15 protein-coding genes, 6 tRNA genes and 1 pseudogene are annotated in these 23769 nt (G+C 65.5%); 12 read left to right on the plus strand and 10 right to left on the minus strand.

Annotated elements, in window-relative coordinates:
- Positions 1-129: 129 nt before the first annotated feature.
- The 6 genes from ABZV40_RS32280 to ABZV40_RS32305 all read right to left on the minus strand — a co-directional run bounded on the left by ABZV40_RS32280 (position 130) and on the right by ABZV40_RS32305 (position 1225).
- Positions 130-201, minus strand: a tRNA-Val gene (locus tag ABZV40_RS32280).
- A 1-nt stretch (position 202) separates the two neighbouring features.
- Positions 203-275, minus strand: a tRNA-Gly gene (locus tag ABZV40_RS32285).
- 157 nt (positions 276-432) lie between these two features.
- Positions 433-504: transfer RNA gene (locus ABZV40_RS32290), tRNA-Val, on the minus strand.
- Position 505: 1 nt separating this feature from the next.
- A tRNA-Cys gene (locus ABZV40_RS32295) sits at positions 506-577 on the minus strand.
- Between the two features lie 42 nt (positions 578-619).
- A tRNA-Gly gene (locus tag ABZV40_RS32300) sits at positions 620-692 on the minus strand.
- Between the two features lie 107 nt (positions 693-799).
- Positions 800-1225, minus strand: coding sequence for an SsgA family sporulation/cell division regulator (locus ABZV40_RS32305; RefSeq protein ID WP_030466274.1), 426 nt, complete (start codon positions 1223-1225; stop codon positions 800-802).
- Between the two features lie 256 nt (positions 1226-1481).
- Between ABZV40_RS32305 and ABZV40_RS32310 the strand changes: the two genes are divergently transcribed.
- The 5 genes from ABZV40_RS32310 to ABZV40_RS32330 all read left to right on the plus strand — a co-directional run bounded on the left by ABZV40_RS32310 (position 1482) and on the right by ABZV40_RS32330 (position 4303).
- Entirely contained in the window at positions 1482-2102 is a 621-nt protein-coding gene (locus tag ABZV40_RS32310) for a sigma-70 family RNA polymerase sigma factor (RefSeq protein ID WP_355450037.1), read from the plus strand.
- Entirely contained in the window at positions 2099-2881 is a 783-nt protein-coding gene (locus ABZV40_RS32315; protein ID WP_355450040.1) for an anti-sigma factor, read from the plus strand. The genes ABZV40_RS32310 and ABZV40_RS32315 overlap by 4 nt, the downstream gene beginning before the upstream one ends.
- 22 nt (positions 2882-2903) lie before the next feature.
- A complete protein-coding gene (locus tag ABZV40_RS32320) occupies positions 2904-3326 on the plus strand; it encodes a TIGR02611 family protein (RefSeq protein ID WP_355450042.1) in 423 nt (140 codons plus the stop codon).
- Positions 3327-3382: 56 nt separating this feature from the next.
- Positions 3383-3454 (plus strand) — tRNA-Val (locus tag ABZV40_RS32325).
- A gap of 459 nt (positions 3455-3913) precedes the next feature.
- A complete protein-coding gene (locus tag ABZV40_RS32330; protein ID WP_355450045.1) occupies positions 3914-4303 on the plus strand; it encodes a hypothetical protein in 390 nt (129 codons plus the stop codon).
- A 55-nt stretch (positions 4304-4358) separates the two neighbouring features.
- Here ABZV40_RS32330 and ABZV40_RS32335 read toward each other — a convergent pair whose 3' ends face one another.
- Positions 4359-5129 (minus strand): discoidin domain-containing protein, encoded by a 771-nt coding sequence (locus ABZV40_RS32335; protein WP_355450048.1) that lies wholly within the window; start codon positions 5127-5129, stop codon positions 4359-4361.
- Positions 5130-5668: 539 nt separating this feature from the next.
- Here ABZV40_RS32335 and ABZV40_RS32340 point away from each other — a divergent pair.
- Positions 5669-7726 (plus strand): Hsp70 family protein, encoded by a 2058-nt coding sequence (locus ABZV40_RS32340; protein ID WP_355450051.1) that lies wholly within the window; start codon positions 5669-5671, stop codon positions 7724-7726.
- A 205-nt stretch (positions 7727-7931) separates the two neighbouring features.
- Here ABZV40_RS32340 and ABZV40_RS32345 read toward each other — a convergent pair whose 3' ends face one another.
- A complete protein-coding gene (locus ABZV40_RS32345) occupies positions 7932-8813 on the minus strand; it encodes an SAM-dependent methyltransferase (protein WP_355450054.1) in 882 nt (293 codons plus the stop codon).
- A 485-nt stretch (positions 8814-9298) separates the two neighbouring features.
- Between ABZV40_RS32345 and ABZV40_RS32350 the strand changes: the two genes are divergently transcribed.
- Positions 9299-9820, plus strand: a complete 522-nt coding sequence (locus tag ABZV40_RS32350) for a hypothetical protein (protein WP_355450075.1) — start codon at positions 9299-9301, stop codon at positions 9818-9820.
- A gap of 166 nt (positions 9821-9986) precedes the next feature.
- Here ABZV40_RS32350 and ABZV40_RS32355 read toward each other — a convergent pair.
- Positions 9987-10220: pseudogene (locus tag ABZV40_RS32355) on the minus strand (alpha-L-rhamnosidase N-terminal domain-containing protein); the annotation flags it as partial.
- Between the two features lie 298 nt (positions 10221-10518).
- Here ABZV40_RS32355 and ABZV40_RS32360 point away from each other — a divergent pair.
- The 4 genes from ABZV40_RS32360 to ABZV40_RS32375 all read left to right on the plus strand — a co-directional run bounded on the left by ABZV40_RS32360 (position 10519) and on the right by ABZV40_RS32375 (position 13930).
- On the plus strand, positions 10519-10824 hold the full coding sequence (locus ABZV40_RS32360; RefSeq protein ID WP_355450057.1) for a hypothetical protein: 306 nt from the start codon (positions 10519-10521) through the stop codon (positions 10822-10824).
- Positions 10821-10931 carry an ATP-binding protein gene (locus ABZV40_RS32365; protein WP_355450072.1) on the plus strand — a complete coding sequence of 37 codons (111 nt, stop codon included), beginning with the start codon at positions 10821-10823 and terminating at the stop codon, positions 10929-10931. The genes ABZV40_RS32360 and ABZV40_RS32365 overlap by 4 nt, the downstream gene beginning before the upstream one ends.
- Before the next feature lie 549 nt (positions 10932-11480).
- A complete protein-coding gene (locus ABZV40_RS32370; protein WP_355450060.1) occupies positions 11481-12815 on the plus strand; it encodes a cytochrome P450 in 1335 nt (444 codons plus the stop codon).
- A 50-nt stretch (positions 12816-12865) separates the two neighbouring features.
- Entirely contained in the window at positions 12866-13930 is a 1065-nt protein-coding gene (locus ABZV40_RS32375) for a hypothetical protein (protein WP_355450063.1), read from the plus strand.
- A gap of 201 nt (positions 13931-14131) precedes the next feature.
- Here the strand turns inward: ABZV40_RS32375 and ABZV40_RS32380 are convergent, their stop codons facing one another.
- Positions 14132-23227: a hypothetical protein gene (locus ABZV40_RS32380; RefSeq protein WP_355450066.1), complete on the minus strand. Its 9096-nt coding sequence runs from the start codon at positions 23225-23227 to the stop codon at positions 14132-14134.
- A 246-nt stretch (positions 23228-23473) separates the two neighbouring features.
- Between ABZV40_RS32380 and ABZV40_RS32385 the strand changes: the two genes are divergently transcribed.
- Positions 23474-23769, plus strand: a 296-nt coding sequence (locus tag ABZV40_RS32385) for a hypothetical protein (RefSeq protein ID WP_355450069.1), incomplete at its 3' end; no start/stop codon positions are given.

Raw genomic sequence — 23769 nt, forward strand, 5'->3', positions numbered from 1 at the left:
ATAAAAGACAAAAAAGTGGGCATTTTTGGCCCTTGCGACCAAAAATTGGACAAAAACTGGGCGATACCTGTCGGCCGCGAACAGCAAGAAGCCCTCGATCAGGTTCGATCGAGGGCTTCTGCAGGCGAGTGGACGATACTGGGATTGAACCAGTGACCCCTACCGTGTCAAGGTAGTGCTCTCCCGCTGAGCTAATCGTCCGAGCGGATGACGAGACTCGAACTCGCGACCCTCACCTTGGCAAGGTGATGCGCTACCAACTGCGCTACATCCGCGTTGCCCCTCGGTTTCCCGTGGTGCGAGAGGAACTTTATCCGACGGGCCCCGGAACTTCCAAATCGGCTGATCTTGAGCCTGGTGAGACCGCCGGCAAGGCCCTGGAACGGCAGTGGGGCCAGGCGCGTTGTGCACCTGGCCCCACTGTGATCCTCATGGACGATACTGGGATTGAACCAGTGACCCCTACCGTGTCAAGGTAGTGCTCTCCCGCTGAGCTAATCGTCCGAGGCGGAGACGGGAATCGAACCCGTGTACAGGGCTTTGCAGGCCCTTGCCTAAGCCACTCGGCCACTCCGCCAGGAGCATGAGTCCTCAGTAGATGCCCACAGGGGACTCACAGAGCGGATGACGAGACTCGAACTCGCGACCCTCACCTTGGCAAGGTGATGCGCTACCAACTGCGCTACATCCGCGTTCATCACTGACTTCGTGATGTTGAAACAAACCTTATACGAGGGGTTCAACCGGGTTTCACCGGGGGTACCCGCACCGCGTTCACGGGCCCCCTACCTCGGATTATTCAGCTCAGGTCGTTCGAGATGAGGTGCGTGAGCGCCTCATCGACGTTGACCCACAGGTGCTCGTTGCCCGGCACGACGACGTCGTAGGTCCGGTCGAGGAAGTCGGCGAGTTCCTGGGCGGACGCCTCGAACATGGCGTGGCCGGACGGCGAGCTCAGCTCGATCACGACGACCTCGGGGTCGTCGGCGGCGGGGCGGATCCGGACGTCGCCGTCACCGGCGTCGGCGATCAGGCCGTCGGCGAGCAGATCGCGGGCGAAAACCCACTCGACCCAACCGGCACGGCCGGTGCGGAACGCGGCCACGACCGCGTACGGGTCCTTCGTGTCGTATCGAAGCTCCACCTGGACCGGGACCGCGGGGGTCCTCGGCGCCAGCAGGTCGAAGACCGCTGTCGAGCGGAGCGTCACGTGGTCGTTGCGCATCGTCGTTACCCTCTTCTCCCTTCCCGGTCATGGAAACGACCGAGCACCTTAGTTGTGACGTGCATGTGGCGAGGAACGCTCGCCGATCGGACGCAGATCACCCCATCGGGTCAGCTTGACTGCGCACGGCGACCGTCTGCACGCGCTCCGTGTCCTCCTCGCTCGTCAGCCCGCGTTAAGCCAGTCCCATCTTGCTGGGTCTAACCTGAACCCGGTACCGGCTGTTGCGCGAATGTTGGACGTGAGGACATCTCTGGTGGCTGACTCGCCCGGCCCATCCGCCGCGTCACGCGACGGCCGGCCGTCCGATTTCGAGCTCGTGCAAAGGCTTGCACAGGGCGATCGGTCGGCGTTCGGTGAGCTGTACGACAGGTACGGCACGCCAGCATATTCGCTGGCCAGACGCATCTGCGTGGACCCGGAACTGGCCGAGGACGTCGTCCAGGAGGCCTTCCTCGCACTCTGGCGGCACCCCGCCAGGTTCGACCCCACGCGCGGAAGTTTCGGCACCTGGTTGATGACCCTCGTTCACCACCGCGCGGTGGATGCCGTACGCAAGGAGAACACGCAGCGTCGTCGAACTGTTCCCCTCACCGACGACGTCTCGCCACCGGCCGAGGGCTCCGACCACGAAGCGTTGGTGAGCGTGGTGAGCGCCGAGGTCAGAGCGGCTCTGCGCACGCTGCCGGAAGAGCAGCGCCAAGTCATCGCACTGGCCTATCTGGGCGGCTACACGCAGTGCGAGGTGGCGAAGCTGACAGGCGTGCCACTGGGGACTGTGAAATCGCGCACGTTCGCGGCGATCAGACGTCTCAGAGGCACGTTGGGGAACTTGTGGGCCGGCGAGACCGGCGAGACGACAGGAGCAAACCGGTGAACGGCGAGTTGTGCCCTCACGAGGAGCTCGCCGTCGGCTGGGCGATGCACTCCTTGGAGCCGGACGAGGAAGCGGTGGTCCGCGACCACCTGCCGACCTGCCCCACGTGCCAGCGCACGGTGCGGTCGACGCAGGAGGTCCTCGCGGGCATCGGCGGCGCCGTCCGCCAGGAGCAGCCACCACCCCGCCTGCGCGCGAAGCTGATGGAACAGATCGAACACATCCCGCAGGACGTGCCCACCCCGCACGGCCCGCGCCACGCGGCCCCGACCCCGCTGCGCCCGCAACACCGCCGCCGCACCGGCCGCGTCCTGCTGGCCGCGGCAGCAGCAGCCGCAGTCCTGGCAGGCGGCGGCTACCTGGGCCTGCGCGTGAACCAGCTGTCCACCGAGGTGACTGCCGCCCAGTCGCGCTCCGACCAGCTGAACAGGGCCCTCTCACTCGCCGCCGACCCCGCGACGAACAGGGCGGTCCTGCGCACCGGCTCCGGCGACGAGGTGGCCGTCGTCCTGTCGAGCCCCACCGCCGGCGCGGTGATGCCGATGAACCTCAAGCCCAACGACGCGAGTCACGTTTACGTGGTTTGGGGTGCAAGTACGAAAGCGCCGGTACCGTTGGCGGTGTTCGACGTGCGCGCAGGCTCGACCGACCCGCAACTCCTGACCTGGTCGGCCGACGCGCACAAGCACACGACGTTCGCGGTGTCGCTCGAACCGGGCCGCCAAGCCCCACCGAAGCCCTCGGAGGTGCTGGCAGGAGGCCAGGTTGCACCCGCCTGAGTCCCACCAGGATGATCGACACATGACCAAGCCCGACGTGAAGCCCGACGAACACAAGGGCTGGCGCCACTGGTTCCACCGCAACCCGGCGCTGAACCTGGCCTACCGCATCGGCGTCGGCGTGATCGGCAGCCTGGTGCTGATCACGGGCATCATCATGATCCCGTACCCCGGCCCGGGCTGGCTGGTGGTCTTCGCGGGCCTCGCCATCCTCGCCACGGAGTTCGAGTGGGCGGGCCGAGTCCTGAAGTTCGCCAAGCGCTACTACGACCGCTGGGTCGAGTGGCTCAAGCGCCAGCCCGTCTGGGTCCGCGCCCTCGTGATGGCCGGCGTCTGCGCCATCGTGCTGGCAACCCTGTACCTACTGAACGCGTTCGCGCTGGTCGGCGGCTGGTTCGGCATCGACTGGAGCTGGTTGCAGAGCCCGATTTTTGGTTCTCGTTGATGATGTTGTAAGCTATGGCCACACCGCGAGAGCGGGACAGCAAGACAACAGAACACGGGCGTTTAGCTCAGCGGGAGAGCGCTTCGTTCACACCGAAGAGGTCACTGGTTCGATCCCAGTATCGCCCACAGTATGTTTCACCAGGTCAAAGGGTCTGTCGATGAGGATCATCGACAGACCCTTTGCCTTACGTGGGAGCGAACTGGGAGCAGAACGCCTCCGCCAACTGGCAGAATCCGCGTGTCGCCTTGTCACCGAGATTCTTGAATTCGCAGGTCAGCAACCTGGCCACCCGCTGCGCCACTGGTGACCTCTTCGCCACCACCCAAGCGCTCACAGCATCCAGCCTCGCACGGCGAAATTGCCGCTGCATCAAGCAGATCCAGAGTCCTGCCCACTGACTGGAGCGACACGTTCAGGACGCACAGTTTCGCGGCACTGAACTGCACTGCAGGCCACCACCCCAAGCCAAGGCCGGGCACCGCGTCTGCCGGACAGAATGGCCTCGAGCAAGCAGGGCGTGCGGGGCGTTGACCCAGTGGATGAAGCAGCCGCACCTACTTTCAGTTCAGGATCAGGAGAGCGGTGTGAGCCGGTTGGACGTTTCAGCCGGCCAGCTCGACCAGATCCGACTCGGTCGAATCCGACGTAACCACGCGGTCGAAGCCGTAACCGTGGTCGCAGAAGATCGCATCGATGTCCGCCGCCACGAGCTTCCGGTACCGGATGGCGACCTCCGCCACCAGGTCGATGCCGCCCCTCAGTTGATCTTCCATCAGACCCGGCCTGCGGCGATCTACCACTCTTCCGCGGAGCGAATCAACCCGCAGACGCGGCAGCGGGTCATGGAGACCGGGAAGCGGTTTGGGGTGAGCGCCCAAGATCTGGCGCGCGAGCTGATGATGAACACCGCCGGCGACGCCGAACTCCAACACGAGGAGATCGGCCTGTTGCTGCAGCGCCAGGCCGAAAAATGACTCCGAGCCCGGTCAGCAGGAAGGCTGATCCGGGCTCGGAGTTCGGTGTGGGTTGCTACCGGTAGACGTTGAACTCTGCGATGGACCACCAGTTGCCGGCGCTGCCGGTGTTGACGACCTTGATGTACCGGGCCGTCTGCGCCGGGAAGGACGCCCCCTGGACCGGTTGGCCGTCGCCGACGACGGACGCGACTTTCGTCCAGCTGGTTCCATCCGAGGAAACGTAGATGTCTGCGTTGCGCGCGTAGTCATCCCTGCTGCTGCCGGAGTCCAGCTCGACCTTGCTGAAGGTCTGCGGCAGAGCCATGTCCACCTGGATCCACATGCCGTCGTACTGGCCTGTCCCGGAGCTGTACCGGGAGCTGGTGTCGCCGTCGAGGATGTGGCCGAGTGCGTCGTTGGGCCACGGGCTTTCATTGGATGCCGTTGCCGACCAGCTGTCCCGTACCAGCGGAGCACCCGGATCCGGGTCTGGATCCGGATCTGTCCTGTGGTATACGCCGATTTCCGCGATCGACCACCAGTTGCCGGAGCTGCCGGTGTTGACGACCTTGAGGTAGCGAGCCGTCTGCGTCGGGAAGGAGGCCAGCTCGATCTGTTGGCCGCTCGCCCTGACCGAAGCTACCTTCGTCCAGCCGGCCGCGTCGGAGGACACGTAGACGTCGGCGCTGCGCGCGTAGTCACCGGTGCTGCTGGCGGAGTCCAGTAGTCTGACGATCAGCCGTACTCCCGAGAGCCGGATCGCGCTCGCCCAGTAGCGGAATCCGATCCCGGCGCCGTTGTGCCTGTGGATACGGCTGTCGTTCACAATCACAAGCGTCCGCACTGGACGATCCCGTGATCATTCGTTCACATCGTCCTCCGAGGTTGACGGCTTCTGCGCACTTCAAGGACGCCAACCGGCTTTGCCATCACCCACTCCCGCTGTTCCGGTGGCGCATTCCAGACGGCTGCCCAGATCAGGTGCGAAGTGAAACGGGCTCTGCCAACAGCGGCGAGCGCTTGCGGGCAGAACCATCGTCTCGATCCTCAGGTCGTGGTGCCGCTGATGAGAGTCCACCTCGCGGGATCCGGCGCGGCACCGGCACCGCCGAGGCCGGCAGCGACCAGGAGGAGCACGGCGCAGGAACCGAACGTCAGAACCGAAACGAGGACCAGCGGCGCGAAGAGCGTCAGGCGCGGCGATTTTAGGCGCGGCCGGGACGGCCCGTCTCTCCCAAAGGGCAGCTGTCCGGGAAGCGCTGTGCAAGTCCGCACGAACAGGCCGTCTTCTCGACACCTTCATACGCGCTGTCTCGCCCATGAGGCGGTCACGCACTTGAATCGGACTTTGGTGCAACACGTTCCGACTCATGGAGATTGACCATGGCCTACGGATTGGGCGTCGACCTGGGCACGACGTACACCGCTGCCGCGGCGTCCGGCGCCACGGGCACACGTGTCATTCCACTCGGGCGCAACGTCACGGTGTCGTCGGTGGTCTACGCCGCCGAGAACGGCGTGCTGCTCACCGGAGACGAAGCCGAACGCGAGGCCACCGTGAACCCGTTGAGGGCTTCGCATGCCCACAAGCGCCGGCTCGCCGACCCGACGCCACGCCCACTCGGTGGTGTGGTCCGGTCACCGGCGTCGTTGATGGCGTCGCAGCTGCGCGACGTGATCAGCACGGCGAACGCGGTCAAAGGCTCTCCTCCAGGCGCAGTGGTGCTGACGTGTCCCGCTGTGTGGGGTCCCTACCGGCGCGAGCACTTCGAGGAGGTGCCCCGCCTCGCCGGTGTGCGCGATGTGCAGATCGTCACCGAACCCGAAGCCGCGGCGATGCACTACTCGGTCGAGCGCAGGCTCGGCGAAGGCGAGATCGTCGCCGTCTACGACCTCGGGGGCGGCACGTTCGACGCCACCATCCTGCGGGCGCGGCAGTACGGGATGGAGATCCTCGGCACGCCGGAAGGCATCGAGCATCTCGGAGGGATCGACTTCGACGAGTCGCTCCTGGCTCACCTCGATGATCGGCTCGATGGAGCGGTCTCCGCGCTCGACCCCGCCGACCCGGACCACACCCCTGTGCTCGCCGCTGTGCGGGAGGCGTGTCGGCAGGCCAAGGAAGAACTGTCCACGGAGCCGGACGCGGTCGTGCACCTGGAACTGCCGGACGGCCCGCGCGACGTGCTCGTGACGCGTCTTGAGTTCAACGACCTGATCAAGCCGCACCTCGAAGTCACCACGGACGCGCTGCTGCGCACGATCGCCTCCGCCGGCCTGCGCCCGGCTGAACTTGCCGGTGTCCTGCTCGCCGGAGGCTCGTCCCGCATTCCCCTCATCGGGCAAACCGTGTCGCAAACGTTCGGCAGACCCGTGCGTGTAAGTCTGCATCCCAAGCTCACGGTGGCTTTGGGTGCTGCGGCGATCGTCCGCGCACAAGCGACTCATACCCGCGCCGCAGCCGCCGCCCGCACGCAGGAGATCCGCACTCGTCCAGCACCCGTGACGTCAATGTCCGCCAGCGCTGCGGTGGCCACGCCCGCCCCACTCGGCGGCATCCCGGACCACGCACCCGTGGCGACACCGAGTTCGGGCATCAGTACGCCCATGCTTTTCAGGCCCGGCCTCCCGCCCGCGGGTCACCGCCACACGCCACCGCAGCAGGGCAAGGGAACCGCGATCGGACGCCGGAGACTGACGATCGCCGCGGTGGCCGCCGCTGTGCTGCTGCTCGGTGGTGTGGTCACCTCAGCGGCGATGAGTAGTGGTCTGGTGAACGCTCAGCCGCGTGGCACCACGCAGATCGGCAGAACAGCGCAGCAAAGCGAGTCGGGCACCAACGTGGAAGTCACGCCCCAGAGCTATCCCTGGGGGCTCGTCGCCCTCCGCGACGGTCAGGACGTCGCCCCGTTCCATAGCATGATCGGATCCGAGCTCGACTGGACGGGCACGTCGCTCAGCCCCGGAGGAACTGCCGCGCATCCCGCGTTGTCGGTGCAGCCGGGCGACGTGAACGGCAAAGCTGACGGCCGCCGGGTTGTCTGGACGGGCAACGGACCGGGGCAGTTCTACCTGCAGCATCCGCAGGGACGGCAGGACGCCCGCCCCTACCTCGAGTCGGGTGCGCTCGCCTTCGACGTGGTGGTCGTGACACCGCCCGCCGCCGAGGTCGACATCGCCATGCACTGCAGCTACCCGTGCGCAGCGACCCTGACCGCGACCTCCGTGCTGCGAAACGTGCCCTTGGGGCAGAAGACGACCATCAGGATCCCCTTGGCTTGTTTTGCCGCCGAGGGGAAGGGCCTTGACCCGGCCAACGTCGACATCCCGTTCCTCGTCTACACCAAGGGCACCTTCGACGCGACGTTCGCGCAGGTGCGCTGGGAGACCTCGGGGGCTGCTCAGGCCACTTCGGCCACACCGTGCACAGATCTGAGATGAGGCCACCGGTCGGGGCGGAGAACGCCCGCGCATCGTCACCGAGCACCGGCCGGGACGTGCGATCGACGATGTCCGCGGAAAGAGGCCGTCAGGCTCGCGAGCCTGCGCACCACCCACCTGCCATGCACCACGTGAACTCGGCGGCTGACCCTCCTCGCACATGGCCGAGAGCGGCGCGCACTCAACCACACCAGAATCGTCCTCGTCAGTTCGTCACGGCGAGCCCGCCCAGCAAGCCTTCAACCTGTGCCCCCTCGAACTCCGAGACCGGTACACCGGGCCGCCACAGGTGCGAAAGCAACGTCAGACCGGGCTGGACCAGTTTCAGACCCGAGAACATCCGCTGCACCGCAGCCCTGCTGCGGGGGTAGAGCGTCCGGTCCGGTCCCGCGATGAGTCTCGCCGCCTCGGCACGGTGTTCACCCCCGAACCGCGGTGTGAGGTGAGTGATCGCGGCGACGCTCCCGGGAGCGAACACCGAGCAGTACCGCGACACCAGCGCTTTTGGCCGACTCCGGGGAGGGATGAGGTGCAGGAGCCCGACCGCGAGAATTCCGACCGGTCTCCGAACGTCGATCGCACCGCTCTGCACGCAGGCGGAAACCACATGGGCGACGTCAGCGGCGTCAGCCTGCAGGTAGAGGTTGTCCGAACGACGGCTCAAGAGCATGCTGCCATGCGCCACCGCCGCTGGATCGCTGTCGATGTGCACGAAGCGCACCTGATCGTCCTGTCCGTGAAACGGAGCGAGATCGTTCTCGCCGTCGTGCACGGGCAGTCCGGCGCCCAGGTCGAGGAACTGCCGAATGCCGCGATCGAGCATGAAGCAGACCGCCCTGGTCCAGAACACCCGTTCCGTCCGCAGGAGCCTGCGCACCCTGGGCTGGACAGCGGCGAACGAATCCGCGTAGCGGCGGTCGGCACTGAAGCTGTTCGAGCCGCGCAGAAGGTAGTCGTGCACTCGCGCGGAGCACACGGGTACCGAGTAGAACTCCCTCGCCACTCGACTCGACCTCACCGCCACAAACCTTTCTTCACGCCCAGCCAGAAGCTTGCCACCAAGGTCCACGAAAAGTCGCCACAACACATATAGGGGCAAAGATTCATGTCTGAACGGGCAACAAGCCCTCGCCGGCCGACAAACCGGTCATTTTCACCGTGCCGGCATCCTGACAACTGCACGGGCCGATGAACGAAGTGGTGCTCCACAACAGCGCATTGGCGCATCCCGCCATTCCCTGCCGGACGCGGTGTCCCACCAGGCTTCGTGAAGGCCGACGTTGTCAACAGACCATGCCGCCCTTTGCTTGAACGACACTCACGAGACCGCGAGGTCCGTACGCGCTCCACGCCCCGCACAACTCCGGGCGGCCGTGGTCGATGGTGGTCACCGCACGGGGCGCCGTGCGACGAGATGCCGGCCGGCTCTCTCTGCCCGGCGGAACGCGAACGTTTCGTGCAAAATTTCTGCCCTCACGGGCCGAATACTCGGACAACGGCTGCAGACGTCCGATAGAACGCACAAACTAGCTTCACGGAAGCATGGCGCGCCAGTTGCCCGAGGGAGATTCGATGATCAGTTGGGACCGTTGCGGCGATTCCACCTACATCGGCATTCTGAGCGGATACGAGATCGACGTATTGCGCAGTTACGTCGATGGACTGGCCAAGTTGATCGACCACCACCTCAGCTCTTTCATCACAGCACCGGACGGAACGTTGTGGCCATCCCCGGAACTCCGCCAGGATCTCAGGATCGACACGATCCTGAGATTCGAGTTGGGACAGCACGAACCCGACTGGGTGCTCAGCTTCTCCGCGGGCTCCTGCCTGAGCGACATTTCCCGGCAGGTGCAGCTGATGGCATCCGCGCTTCCTGCCTCCGGTGGAGTCGTCCAGCTGAACTCACGTGATGAGGCGGACGCTTGGTTGCGGTGCATCAGCCTCGTCGTGGCCACGATCGCGACTGTGGCGGACGAACGAGGTGAGGTGCGGGGCAAGCCTTGCGAGCCAACCGTCGCCTGGCTGACCGAGGTGTGGGCCGGGCTTCACGCGACACTCGGCTCCTGTACGACCTCGGCCCCCGCCGGGTGAGGATCTTCACGAGTAGCGGGAACTGCGATGTTCTGACCGAAGTCGTGGACGTGCGTTCCGGCGTGCTGCTGGGTGATCGTCGTGGCTTCGAGGGCCTGCGCGGCCCTGGATCGGCGGTGCGTCGTTCGCGATCAGCACTGGGCACAGAGCTTGCGTGGTCCGCACAGCGTGTCGGCGTGTCGGCGAAACGGCGCCTGTCCCACCCCTTCTCCTCCAGCCGGGCGTCGTAGAGATCGTTGCCGGTGACAGGACTCTCCGACCACCGCCACGAACCGTCGGTGATGGTCGTCGTCCGGCCGCCGTCGGTGGACGTCAGGGCAGTGGACAGCGTCGACTGGCTCGGTCCAGCCCGTTCGGCCAGGAGCACGAGCAGGTTCAGGTCAAGGTTGCGCAGGCGCATGACGTGCTCCTTGGAGGGAACGAAGACCCTGACATCGGCAGCTCTAAAGTCGATCTTCGTTGATTCGGAATGCTGAAGGTCGATGCGGCTCGCTGTGAGTTGCGAAAGCCTCCGATGCCCAGCAGCACGACAGAAAAGTGCGGTCAGAGCGACCTCGAGGCCCCAGTCTGGTCATCGCCCTGTGCCTGGCGGCGTTGAAGGCCAGCACCGATCTGAGGAAGGTCGAGCGCTTGGCGAACGTGGGGGCCGGTGGCGCTGGTTGACCTCTACGCCGACCCGAGGGGCTGGTGCGGCATTGGTGCTGGAAGGGCCGATCGGATGTGGCAAGACCGCCCTGCTGGAAGTGGCCTTCGTGACGGCACGCGGACACGGGCTTCTGATCGGCTGGGCTGCCGCGTCGCCGCTGGAGCGCGAGATGCCGTTTGCCCTCGTGCAACGACTCTTCGAGTACCTGCGCCCACAGATGTGCTCCGAGGCGGCGGGGCGGGGCCACGACGTCATCGCCGGGACCTCGTTCGAGAAGATGGATCACGGCGATGATGCCGATGCCCAGCAGACGATCCGTCACCAAAGCGCGAGACCATCACACACCTCGGAACGCTGAATTTCGTCGCGGGCGAAGAGAACGTGGTGCTCCTCGGTCCGCCCGGAACCGGCAAGACCCACCTGTCCACCGAGACGCGTCGGCCGCAAGGTGCTCATCCGCACTGACGCCGCCAACGGCACTCACAGTTCATGAAATGGCTACGCAGAAGGAAACTTGGCTACTCGCTCGGGTTCACGCCGTTGCACGCCTCGCCCGCATCCCCGCGCACGCGTGGACCGCGGCCTACGATGACGGACGCGCCACGCCCGGCAACCCATCTCCGGCTTGCCTCCCACGCGCCCTGAGATGATCCGGCCCTGACCGCTCACCAGCGCCTCGTGACCTACCGCGACTGGCCTGACCAACCACAACCCCATCCCCACGAGCGACAACGGGCCGCCGCAACGATCCCGAGCACCGAAAGGCGGACCCACAACACCCACCGATCACACCCTCAAGCCAGGCCGCCACCCGCACGAAAGATCCGGGCCAGAGCCGCGGTGCGATCGCGTATGACGTCAACATTCCGACTACACCTGACCTGGCATCCATCAGCTACTTCGTAGTAGTCTCTCAGGCGTTCCGTTTGACACACGGGGTCGTTGCCGGACCATGCTCTTCGGCCTGCGTACGATTGAACTCACGGTGTTGCGAACCGGCTTGTGCGAGGGACCATGGACTCTGGCTCGGCCATCCCGATTGCGCCTCGATCGCTTCCCCTCGTCGGTCATGCGCCAGCGCTTCTGCGAAATCCGCTGGGGTTTCTCTCGTCGTTGCCCAGTCACGGCGATCTGGTGAGGGTTCGGATCGGCTCCAACGCCTTTCTGGTCGTGTGCAGCGCCCAACTGACCAGCGAAGTCCTGCGTGATGACGCGACGTTCGATCGCGGCGGTCCCATCTTCGCCAGGATCGCCGAGATGACGGCGAACGGCCTGGCGGCCTGTCCCCACTCGGAGCACCGTCGGCAGCGCCGCATGCTGCAGCCCGCGTTCACCAGGGCTCGATTGCGGGGTTACGCCCAGGTGGCAAGTGAGCAGATCGTCCAGCACATCGACGACTGGCGTGACGGGCAGCGACTGGACGTGGTTGACGAGATGCTGAAGTTCGCGGGGAAAGCGTTGATCGCCAGCGTCTTCACCGGTGCGTCGCCGACGTTGAACACCGCTCTCCGGGACGCCTTGGCCGACCTCTCGGTGCTGGGAGACGACGTGCTCTTCGAAGCATTCGCACCGCCGCTCCTCAAGAGGGTGCCGAACGGCATCAAGCGGCGGAGTGCGCGGGTGTTGGCCGGGTTCGGCGCACTGGTCGCACAGGTCATCGAGCAGTACCGGAGGGACGAGATCGACCACCGGGACCTGCTGTCCATGCTCATCCTCGGTGACGGGCAGGACCGACGGACGTCGGACGAGGAGATCATCGGCCAGATCCTGACCTTCTTCTTCGCCGGCACCGAAACCATCGCCAATGCCCTCGCCTGGTCGCTTTACCAGCTGTCCCTGGACGCCGATCTTCACCATCGGCTGTGTCGTGAGGTCGATGCCATCGCCCGAGATGACCGCACGCTGGGCTTGGAGGAGGCGCAGCAACTGGAACTCACCGGCCGCGTCCTCACCGAGGCGCTGCGACTGCACCCGCCGGGCTGGCTCTTCACTCGCAAGACAAGCCGCGACACGATCTTGGGCGGGTATCAGGTCCCCGCTGGCACGGACATCATCTACAGCCCGTATGTGATCCACCACCGGCCAGACCTGTACCCCGCCCCTGATCGGTTCGACCCCGGCCGGTGGGAGCCGGACCGCTCACACGCAGGTCGCTCGGCGCTCATTCCGTTCGGAGGCGGCGCACGACGGTGCATCGGCGACAACTACGCCATGGCGGAAGGAGTGATCGCGCTGGCGACGATCACCGCGCGCTGGCACCTCGAACCATCACGAACACGGATACGGCCGTCCCTCAGCCTCGTCATGAGTCCGAGGAACCTGGTCATGACCGCACGTGCGAGGACCTGACCAACCAGCAACTCACCCGTGTTCCAGCGTCGATGTGGAGGGAGGCCCACATGAGTTCGCATCTCGACATTCCCCTGCCGTTCGTAGCTCACACGAACCCATATGCAACGCTGGTGGAGGACCGCAACCTGCAGTGGGCGCGCCGGATGGGGCTGATCCCGACCCCGGCGGCCGCAGAACGCCTCAGCCTGGCCCGCATCGGCGAGGGCTGCACGTTCGTGTACCCCTTTGCTGCTCTGTCCGACCTGATCGTCTGTGCGGGGTGGATCACCTGGCTGGTGTCCATGGACGACCAGGCGGGTGAGGGCCACTACGACACCCCAGAGGAGTGGGCGAACGCCAGAGCGCGACTCGAGCGCATCGTTGACGGCAAGGGAGTCCTCTCCGATGCCGACGCGGACATACCGGCCTGCCGTGCGCTGGCCGACCTGTGCCGCCGCACCTTCCCGCACATGTCGGGCGCCTGGCACACGCGGTTCGTCGCGGCGGTCAGGGACAACTTCGACGGCTACCACCTCGAGTCCGTGCAGCGGATGGCCGGTGTACCGGCGGCTCCCGATGTCTACGTGGCCATCCGGCGCCAGTCGGGATCAGTGCCGTACGTCGTCGCGCTCAGCGAGTTCGCCGCCCGCAGTGAGGTCCCCGACCTGATCTACCACGCTCCGGTGTTTCAGAGTCTGCTGCTTGCCGCCAACGACGTCATCTGCTGGAGCAACGACGTGTTCTCCGCAGCCAAAGAACGCGCCCGCGGCGACGTCAGCAACTACCTCGCCGTGCTCATCCACCACGAGGGGCTCACCTCGCAGGAAGCCGAGGACACGGTCATCGACCGCATCAGAGCGCGGGCGAACGACTTCCTCGCCCAGGAATCCGAACTCGACCGGCTGCTCGCCGATCTGGACATCGCGCCGGAACAACGCGAGGCCGTGTGGGCGAACATCGACGGCATGAGGGACTGGATGTCCGGCGTGATCGCTTGGATGAAGATCAGCGACCGATTCCGCACCTTCGAGGAGCTCTCCGCCGTCGGCCCATCCGCTCCGTCCTACGTCCCCGACCTCCTTTCACCCGGTGGGAGAACAGGAGTGAGCCGACAGGACGACATTCCGTCCTGAGCGGGTTGACGGCCGACATCGTGCAACCGGCGCCGCCACCCACGGCCCCGGTCGGTCTCGATCAGGACTCGGACGTCCAGGACAAGAGAGTGCTCAGCCGCCGACCGGCTGTCACCAGGAGTGTGCCGGATGGCCACTCGAACTGACCGGAAACCACTGGCGTGCGGTGGCGTCGAGCACGTCCTGCAGCGGGCCGGACGATCAGTCGTTCCCACGAGCAGCTGACGAACGCCTCCACCGCGGCGGGAGCAAGCCCAGTTCCCTGGTCAGCTGCGCGGCGAGCACTTCCGGAGGATCTCCGCCCTCAAGCAGTCCGTGGTCTTGCTGATAACAGCGATAAGCCACCAACCGGACGACCTTGCCGTAGTCGACATCCGTCTTCGTCCCGACCCCGGCCGCCGGCGGGTTCCGCACGTGCCTCGCCACCACCTGCTCCGCCCGCTCGATGAGAGCGGTGGCTTCACTTTCAGGTAGCTTCTCCCACGCCCTGCCGATCATTTCAACCTCGTCGAGCTGGGAGAGCAGGTGCGTTCCCGCTTCCCGCGTGCGAGGTGCTGAGACCGAGTCTCGAGGTGCTGCCGCGGTCAGGCCGAACTGAGAGGCGGCAGTGCCCGGCACGTCCAGTCCGTAGGCACCACCCGTCTGTCGCCCATCGGGCCAGTGCCGGCGCCAGCGGTCCCCGTCGGACCGGCTGACGGGGACACGGAGCCTCGAAGCGAGTTCGGTCGCGAGGGTTCCGGAATCACCTGTGCCCGTGAAGAGCCGCACCTCCTCGTCAGGCTCCCAGCCCGCGGCACGCAAAACCGCTTCGACATCCTTCGGGCCGAGCACGCCGGCCTGGTCGAGAACGACACCGAACACCCCGTTCTCAGCGGGCAGGTAGCGTGCCGCGTTCGAGATCACGCTGTCCAGATCCGCACCGATGAACACACCCGCGTCAATCCGAGCCGCGGTGTGGCCGTCCAGATCGAGACTCAGCTTGTCGTGCGGCTCAGAGGCCAGGTCACCGGCGAACAGCGACCCCGCTGCGGTCCAGCTCTTCCTTCGTGCCATCGTGCTGAACTGCGGGAGTGAAACCAGATCCTGAGCTGACCGGCGGGGATCGCCGACCGCGATCACGTCCCGACCGGCGACCCGCACGGCTCGGATGTGGACGGCATCGCCCGCGGTCTGCAGAACCTGCCCGGCCCCCGCCGCGAGCCACGACCAGAAGTCGTACTGGGATTGGGCTGTCGTCAACCAGCTGGACAGCTGTTCCTGGAGGCTCTCGGCGTCAGCGCGATACTCGCTGCCCCAGCGCGATCCATCTGGGTCAGGTGCGAGCACGGTACCGAGCGCGGCCAGGTAGGCGGTCACGTCCGCGCGTGCGTGGCGGCGCCACGGGTGGTCGACGTCCCTCGGTGTGGTGACGATCGCACTGAGGTGTGGATGGCCGGGTACGGCTTCCGGTGTGAGCACGGGCAGCAGGGGACCGGTGAGGTCGGTCGCCGCCAGCTTCTGCATCGTGCGCGACCACCGGCTGGTCAGCTCGTTCCAGGAGGCCGGATCCTGGTGCGCCTGCGAGACGATCGTCTCGGCTTGCTCCCTGATGGCGGCGAACTCCTGCCGTGCGGCGATGACCCGGTCTTGCACTCTCTGTCCTTGGGTACGTCCCAGCACCCTGTCGATTTGGGTGCGGAACGCGATCGAAGTACCGGCCAGTCCGTCCTCGACAGCCTTCACCACGGCCTCCCCCGCGTGCAGCATCGGAACGATGGTCGGTGTCTGGACCCGTAGCGCCATGTTGATCGCGGCCGGGAGACTGGTGGTCCGGAAGTGCCTGGGCTCGTGTCCTGCCGAGGCGAAGAGCGCCTCCGTGACCGACGCGGGGTTCGCGAGCACTCTGGCGAACAGCGGATCACGGAGCACCTTCTGGCGGACCGCGTCGTCGAGGTTCACCGTCGCGAGCACGGCCAGCCGGGCCGGCAGCGAGGAGCCGGGCTGGTAGCTGATGCCGTGCACGAGCGAACCAGCGGTGGTGAAGGGGTTCTCCTCTCGTCCGAAGTGCTCGGTGAGATCGCTCAGCAGTTGCGCAAGCCGGTCAGGGCTGATCGGCCGCACGGCTCGATGACCGCCGCTCGACGCCTTGGCCTGCCCCCCATCACGGACAGGTGCCAGCGTGGCCGCGAGCACGGCGTCGTTGACCAGAGTGCGCAACCGATCGCGGAGATCGGGGTCCTGCTCGGCCCGCAGGACACCATCGACCTGTCGCAGGAGGTCTGACGTGCCTGGGAGCAGATCGAACTGCTCCAGCGCGCTCGACGACATCGCGACCACGTCACCGACCCATGACGTCAGCTCCTCCCGTGACAACGCCAGGCGGTCGAGGCCCCTCGTCGCACCGATGTACGTCGACGCCAGCCTGGCGACATGCCGCACGGGCTCGGCGAACAGACCCGCACCGGTTTCGGCCGTGCTCGCACCTGCACCGGCGTCCGGCTCCGCACTGGGCACCGTCAGGCCGAGTGCTCGCGCACCCGCTTCGTCCACCTGCAGCCACACGAACCCGTCACTGCCATCAGGGGCGGGCTTGAACGGCTCAGAGATCTTGCCGTCGCGATGAGCGAGCACGACCGTCGGGAGCAGTTCCGCCCTGACGAGATAAGCCTTACCCGGTTGCGCCTTCGCGACCACCGGTTCACCCTCCGGAGGCTTGTGGCGCTTGTCGACGAGCGTCTTCTCGACGATCCCCTTGCCAAGAGGCCCGCCGAACAAACCGGCATCAGCGCTCAGCTTCTGACCGTCCAGCCTGTGAGTGCTGTTCGTCGTGGACGTTCCTTTGTTGATTTTCGCGTTCGGGATCTCGCGCAGGAGTTCCCGCTTGCCCAGGTCGAAGGAGATCTTCGCGGTGGCGACGGATCTGCTGCCGACATCGACGACATACCCGTCAGGGGACAAGCCCGCGGTGAAGTGGTTGGTGAGCTGGGTCGAGGTCGTCGAGGCGAGCAGCGTGTAAGCGCGGCGGGCGTTGAGGCCGGGAACCAGTTCGATCAGGTACTGGTGGAGCTGTTGGGCCTGGAAAGGCAACGCCTGGATCGTGGCGTCTTCAGGAAGCTCAGCGCCCTTCGTCGACTCGCTCAGCGGAGTGTCCACCGAGGCCAGCGGAGCCTGGTGTGGCCCCAGAACGGACGGTACCGACGTCTGGATCGCCGAGGGCAACGCGAACCCGGCAAGGTCATGCACGTCGTGCACAGGGTCCTGGCGCAGCCCGGGAACGTGCTTGCGATACATACCGGAGCGTGCCCAAGGACGCGCCTGCACGTCGATCATCAGTCCGTTGCTGTGCCGCGCGGCCTCACCGGACCATTCGTAGGTCACCATGTGCTCCGACACCGACCTGCTCTCCGTCCCGCGGATCACCTCGCCCGACAGCGCGACCTTGGGGGTGAGCTTGTCGTCGGTCAGCTTGGAGCCGATCCATTCGGGCATCGTGGGTGGCAGAGCGACACCGGCTGCCTTGCTCCAGTTCGAACGGCTGCCGCGGTTCTTCTTCCTGATCGTCGTGACCTCGGATTTGATCCCGAACTCGCGGAGCCGGCTCAGGCGTCCGCTGTCGGTGCGCGTGGCGCGCACCACGATCATCTGCTCGAGCTTGCCCGATTCACCCAACCGTTCACCGAACAGAGGAACGCCGCCGTTGAGCATGTTGGTCAGCGTCGTGGGTCCGTTGAGCTCCAGTCGCGTACCGAAGGCCTGCACCATCTCGTCGTGCAGCCTCGCGTACTGGCCGCGGATCCCGGCATCCTTGATCGTCTGCTCGTACTCGCGCAGCTGCGCCCGCATTTCCTCCATGATCTTGAGCGTCATGTCCGGTCGCAGCGGCTCCGGTATCCCCAGCGCGAGGTCCAGGTCCGCGATCCGGTCCGCCGAATGATCCGCAGTCGGCTGGTCCGCGACGGTGGCCTGGCCGGCGGTCTCGGACACCTCCACAGGCTCAGGCTGTTCGGTGTTCTGAGCTCTGTAAGCCTCGCGATCCTCCGGCCGCAGGTTGTGGTCCAGGTCGTGCGAACTGAGCACCCCGATCGTCGGGATCTCGCTGGCGGGAACCCACAGTTTCACGGCCTGCGGCACGTGCTTGCGTCTGCTCTTCTCCACCACAGGTTCGTCGTGGTGTCCACCGAAAGGGTCTGTCCAGCTGTGATGAGCCGACGTCGACAAGAGGTGCTGCGCGTCGAACTCGATCAGATAGCTGTGTTCGACCCAGCTGACCGTCAACCGCGTGACGACCGTGGAGGTCTCGATGGTCTTCGACTCGGTTTGGTACGCGAGGACCGCCTTGCTCTGCGCCTTGGCCACGTCGCCCAGCCCGGCGCCCGCGCTGAAGGTCGCGGTGGGCGACGTCTGGCGTTCCTCGCCTGACTCGAGAGTCGTGTGGGTCACCACGGTGCGGCTGAATTTGTGTGCGGGATCGATGCGAAGAATCCGAGCGTTGCCGTAGGTGGTGGAGAGCTTCGCCGTGCCGGTGATCCTCCGGCTGCCGAGCTCGAACTTCGCCACGCGGCCGCCGTCGTTGTAGTTCTCCAGCGTCAGCTCGTCACCGGGCCCTTCAGCCAGCCCCAGACGTCCCTGCCTCGACTGCCAGCTGGTCCAGTGCTCCAGTGCTTTCCGCGAGGCGTCCTGGTCACCGTAGTCCGCGCTTGTTCCGCCGAGCGGTACCGGGGCCTTGCCCAGCACCGGCATTTTCGCGAGCTCCATCAGCCTGTTCTGCAGGTCGTTCGATTCGGGAACGAGGAGCATGTTCGCCGTCTCCGAGCCCATGTCCGCGATCGTGACCACCGAGTCGACTTCGAACCTCTTCGGCAGGTCGGCCGGCCGCCGGAAGCGCGGAATGAGTGTCGTCGGAGCGTCCGCGTCGATCCAGGGGGTCTCGGCCTCGGCGTCGTGCGGACCGATCTCCGCCTCCTTCCCTGGACGCTGCCGAACCGCGATCTCCACCTTGGCCGCGATGGTCGGCCTCAAGCCGGCGGACTGCGACTCCTGGGTGTCCGACGACTGTTCCCTCCACTCGATCGGCTCGTCGAGGTGAGCCCAGTCCGTACCGGTCCTCACCTCGATCTCCGCTGGGAACTCGTAGAGGTGCACCGGAACACCCCCGGTCCACGCTTGCTCTTCCTCCACCGCTTCTATCAGCTGGCCGCGCTGCTGGTAGGTGCGTGTCGTCTCGATTTCCCCGCTGAGGTCGGCGATTCCGGCCTCGCCTTCGACAGCGATCTTGAAGCCTCCTGAACGTCGGCGGTCATGCGCGATCGTCATCTTCTTGCTGGCCGAGACAAAGCCGGCCAGGTCCCTGCGCGGCGCCACTCCCTTGTATCTGCCGAGACTCTTGTCGACCGTGCCGCGGAAGAACAGGTCCTTGTCCATACCGCGCAACGGAAAACGCTTCGGGTCGCCGCCGAAGACCGCCTTCGGGTCTTTGAGGAAGCCGCGCAGCCGTTGCTGGACGAGACGAGCGTCATCCGCGCTGGACACGAGTTCTCGTGCATAGAGTTCCTGCACGACCCGATCGATGATTCCTTCGCGGATCAGCTCGGGGAACCGCCCTTGGCCGTACGAGTAGTCAGGTACCTCTTCGACCTTCAGCCCGGAAGAATCCCCTTCTTCCCTGACGGGCGCGTCGTCGGCGGCCTCAGGAGCCAGCAACAGCAACGCCGCACCGTCGATGTGCAACGCCGCGGTCAGCGGACTGGGTCTGCGGCGGTGGAGCCGGATCGGGAGCTCCCTGCCGGTGTCCGGTGGAGCGAGGTGGCTCTGGCCGCCCACCTCCTCCGTCGTCACCACGAACGGGAACACGATGGGCACCTGGATGAACTCGCCGGTGACGCTCTCGGTGAGCTCGTGCCGGAGCCCGGACATCTGTTCCGCGAGGTTCTCGTTCGACCTGCCGTAGGACAGACCGGCTTCGAGCTTCGCACCCAGCATTTCCGCGACGGCCTCACCGAAGCTCACGCCGAGGTCGTAGGCGGCCTCTTGAGTACCGCTCTGCGCGACCGAGTGCTCCTGGCTGAGCGATCGGACGTGCTCCACCGACCGCTTCGAGGTTTGTGCCGAGCCGGAGGAACTGTGCCTTCTGTGGTGCTCAGGCAGCTTTTCCCGTCCGATCATGATCTTGATCGGTTTCCGGTGGTTGCTGAAGTTGAACGTGGCGGAGACGATTCCACCGGTGACGAGGCTGGTTCCGTGCTTGACACCGAGGCTGTCCAGCCAGCCTTTGAGCGCCTCAACCGCAGGATCCGACGGGCTCAGATCGAGCCTCGCCTTGATCCCGCTGAACACGGCGTCGATGCCTGCGAACCGGACGTGCGTGAGTGCCTTTAGCACGCTCTCGAACCTGGCGTGGGCAATCGCCCTCGCCCTCGCGTCGGTCTCGACCGTGAAGTCAGGATATGCCAACGTGTCCGGTGATCCCACCGGTGTCAGCGGAGTACTCGGCCGACTGCTCTCCGAAGCCACGCTGACAGCGGTGTCATCAAGCGTCGGCCACGACAACGTCATCTTGACCAACTTCGACCACTCCACCGGTTCCGACGGTTTAGGCGGCTTGATCGTCAATCGGTAGCGGACGTCGTGCCGCGATTCGGTCACCTGGGCGTCCTTTTGGCTGACCCCGACCGACTCCAGCGCTGTCTCCTTCGTCGCTGTACGCCGTTCCGACGCGCTGCCGATGGCCCCGCGGATGGCGAACGAGATGTTCACCGGTCCGGCGGGAATGGTGCCCTGCAACGGGTTCAGCGGTGTGGACGTGATCTGGTCGGCCGAAACGTCCTTGTCCTCTTCGACCTTCTCCGTGTTCTTGAGGTCGGCGCTGCGGTCGACGGCGTCCAGCGGTGGACCGATGCCGGTCGTCTTGACCCCGATCTCGAAGTCATCCCTGAACTCGAGGACACCGTCGAGAGAACGGCCGAGCTGCTTGAGCTTCGCATCGGAGAACGTGGTGTCGATCCACGCCTCCCACTTCTTCACATCCTCTTTCAAAGCCTTGATCTGGTCTTTCAGCGACGTGCGCAGACCGGAGAAGTCCGGGTCGCCGACCATCTCAGGCTGATAACGCCGTGCGCGCTCCATGCGGATCGTGTCTGCCGGATCCACCCACGGAGCTGTCCAGGATGGAAGTCGTCGGCCTGATGAAGGAGTCAGGCGGCCACTCGAAGCCGGGGAACCCCGGCGCAGCTGTTCTGAACCGGACCGGCGTTCTGAGCCGGACCGGCTGTGCGCGCTTGCGGAGCGCCGGGGGCTGGGGGTGCGCGGAACCCTGAGCGGTGACCCGCCGGTCCGGGGCGCTGAGGATGCTGCGCTCGACCCGTCTCTCACGACCGCCGACCCCGCCGACCGCGACGACTCACCCACCACCTCCGCCCCCGCCACACCCCCACCAGAACTCCCAGGCCCAGCACCCCCCTTCACCCCCCCGCGCCGCTCCTCCAACAACGCCATCCCCACCAGTTCTCGAGCCATACCATCCCAATACGCCTCACCGAAAGTCTCATGCCCATCCCGCACCATCCACTTCGCGACCACATCCACCACAAACTCGTAACCCTCCCTCTGCCGCCTGTCCTTCGCAGTCTCAGACTCCACCAACGCCGGATAGTGCGCGTACTTGCCCACATACCCACTCGCCTGCTTCCGCCACTTCCTCACCCCCTCATCAGACAACTTCTCCCACCCCGCCCCCTCCGGATACCGCTTCAACGCCTCCTCACGCCACCCACCCACATCCCCACCAGAACCCGCGCTGGAACCGGCACCGGCATCAATGTCCTGCTGACCAGCCACCGCCATCTCCACCAGCTCTTGAGCCACACCATCCCAATCCACCCCGGCAGAAACCCCCTGCGCATTCGCCTGCGCCCTCCACCCCGCGACCACATCCACCACAAACTCGAAATCCCCCCTCTGCAGCCCGCTCTCCTCGGTCTCAACCCCACCCGGCACCGGATAAACCGCGAACTTGCGCACAAGCTCACTCGCCTCGTTCCGCCAAACAGCCTTCTCCTCCTCAGGCAACTTCACCCATCCCGGCCCCGCCGGATAACGCTCCGACACCTCCGCACACCACATCAGACGGTTTACCCGTTCCGTCAATCGCTTTTCTTCACCCCTGAGCCCTACCGCGCGAAGCGCCTGGACAACGCTCCACGCGGAGGTCTCATCCGGATTATTTCTAAGGTACTTCCGGGCCTCTTCGTCGATCTTCTCATTGGACGACGCCGGCGGCTTTCGGTTATAAGGCCTTTGTTGAGTCCCTTTGGCCTTATGGACCAGGGGGCGCATCTTCTTGTCATCGCCCGTACCACCGCGCCTGCGAATGACAGCGAAAACCTGTCTCACATCGGCGTCGGGATGGGCGGCGTAGTAAGCGGTACTGAGCGCGATGATCTGCTGGTCAGTCAACCGCGAACCGTCTCCGGCTCCCGACACCTTCCAGTCAGCCTCAGAACTCACAACCGCATACTCGCCGGAACCGCTGTCAAACAGATAAAAAGCCTGACCGGAAGACACAGCTCGACCGTCAGCGACGAACCCTTGGACGACCCCGTCAAGGCCAACAACACGCAGATCAACATCCAGCACCGACGACACCCGCGACGGAACAACATCACCAGCACCATCCCCCCACCAACCACGAGTGCGAATCCCCTCCGCCATCTCCGGCGACACACCCGCCTCGTCCGACTCCTCAACAGCACCAGCCACCGCCTCACGCAACCCCAGCACACTAGGCTCAAACCCCAGCCCATCCAGCCGGGCACCCCACACCCGCCACGGAACCGCCACCACCACAGCATTGAAAAAACCATCCCCACCACCACCAACCCCCACCACCTCCACCCCCAACTCCCGCACCACCCGCACCTGCTCGCCCGACAACCACTCCGCCGGCCTCAGCACCGACAACCTCGGCCTCTTCGCCCTCGGCGCAGCCACCACCTCCGACCCACCACCCACAACCCCCGAACCCGTCACACGCCCACCAGAACCATCAGGCCCAGCACCACCGGCAAGCTCCTCCCGCACCAGCGGCAACGGCGCCATCTTCACCAGCTCTTCAGCCACACCATCCCAATCCACATCGTCAAAAGACCCCTGCGCATCCTGCCGCGCCCTCCACTCCGCGACCACATCCACCACAAACTCGAAATTCCCCCTCTGCCGCTCGCTCTCCTCGGTCTCAACCCCACCCGACACCGGATAAACCGCGAACTTGCGCACAAGCTCACTCGCCTCGTTCCGCCAAACAGCCTTCTCATACTCAGGCAACCCTCTCCACCCCGGCCCCGCCGGATAACGCTTCGACACCTTCGCACACCACATCAGACCGTTTACCCATTCCGTCAATCGCTTTTCTCCACCCCTGAGCCCCACCGCGCGAAGCGCGCGGACAACGCTCCGCACGGAGGTCTCATCCGGATTATTCCTAAGGTACTTCCGGGCCTCTTCGTCGATCTTCGCATTGGACGACGCCAACTTTCGGTTACAAGACCTTTGTTGAGTCCCTTTGGCCTTATGGACCAGGGTGAGTATCTTCTTGTCATCGCCTATACCACCGCGCGCGCGAATGACCTCTACAACCTGTTTCACATCGGCGTCGGGACGGGCGGCGCAGTAAGCGGTACTGAGCGCGATGATCTCCTGGTCAGTCAACCGCCGACCGTCTCCGGCTCCCGACACCTTCCAGTCAGCCTCAGAACTCACAACCGCATACTGGCCGGAACCGCTGTCAAACAGATAAAAAGCCTGACCGGAAGACACAGCTCGACCGTCAGCGACAAACTCGTGGACGACCCCGTCAAGGCCAACAA

The organism is Lentzea sp. NPDC004782 (assembly GCF_040609115.1).
Classification (GTDB): Bacteria; Actinomycetota; Actinomycetes; order Mycobacteriales; family Pseudonocardiaceae; genus Lentzea.

Excerpts from the sequence above, each read along its gene's own strand:
- ABZV40_RS32350 (WP_355450075.1), top strand. The coding sequence starts at position 9,299 with ATGATCAGTTGGGACCGTTGCGGCGATTCCACCTACATCGGCATTCTG.
- ABZV40_RS32370 (WP_355450060.1), top strand. The coding sequence starts at position 11,481 with ATGGACTCTGGCTCGGCCATCCCGATTGCGCCTCGATCGCTTCCCCTC.
- ABZV40_RS32375 (WP_355450063.1), top strand. The coding sequence starts at position 12,866 with ATGAGTTCGCATCTCGACATTCCCCTGCCGTTCGTAGCTCACACGAAC.
- ABZV40_RS32305 (WP_030466274.1), bottom strand. The coding sequence starts at position 1,225 with ATGCGCAACGACCACGTGACGCTCCGCTCGACAGCGGTCTTCGACCTG.
- ABZV40_RS32320 (WP_355450042.1), top strand. The coding sequence starts at position 2,904 with ATGACCAAGCCCGACGTGAAGCCCGACGAACACAAGGGCTGGCGCCAC.
- ABZV40_RS32340 (WP_355450051.1), top strand. The coding sequence starts at position 5,669 with ATGGCCTACGGATTGGGCGTCGACCTGGGCACGACGTACACCGCTGCC.